The organism is Candidatus Weimeria sp. HCP3S3_B5 (genome assembly GCF_052064335.1).
GTDB lineage: Bacteria > Bacillota > Clostridia > Lachnospirales > Lachnospiraceae > Weimeria.
Genome location: NZ_JBQHVU010000078.1, coordinates 1 through 380, shown reverse-complemented (window position 1 = coordinate 380; position 380 = coordinate 1). Strand labels below are relative to the sequence as shown.

The following is a 380-nucleotide window of genomic DNA, read 5'->3' as shown; positions in this document are numbered from 1 at the left end:
CAGACAGGTTTTTGTAAAGCAGGTGCGTACACAGCGGAATTTCAAGAACCTTGTTGGCAGGGACCTCTATCTGGATGTGCTTGCGGTTGAGGATGACGGCACACAGATGAATGTAGAGATCCAGCGCTCGGACAGTGGAGCCAATCCCAAAAGAGCCCGCTATCATTCCAGTATACTTGATTCTCACAGCCTGAAGCCAAGCGAGGATTTTACCATGCTCCCGGAGACCTATGTGATCTTTATCACTGAAAATGATGTGCTCGGAGATGATCAGCAGATATACAGGATCGAAAGGATCATCAGAGGCTCAGGGAAACCATTTGGAGATGGAGAGCATATAGTATATGTGAACTGCGAAATAAGGGATGACGGAACAGAGC

At 47.6% G+C, this 380-nt stretch carries 1 protein-coding gene; it reads left to right on the top strand.

Annotation, left to right across the window (positions count from 1 at the left end; genetic code table 11):
• Positions 1 to 380 (top strand): PD-(D/E)XK nuclease family transposase (locus tag ACTNCK_RS11795; RefSeq protein WP_441082913.1); only part of this gene is annotated, 380 nt, incomplete at both ends.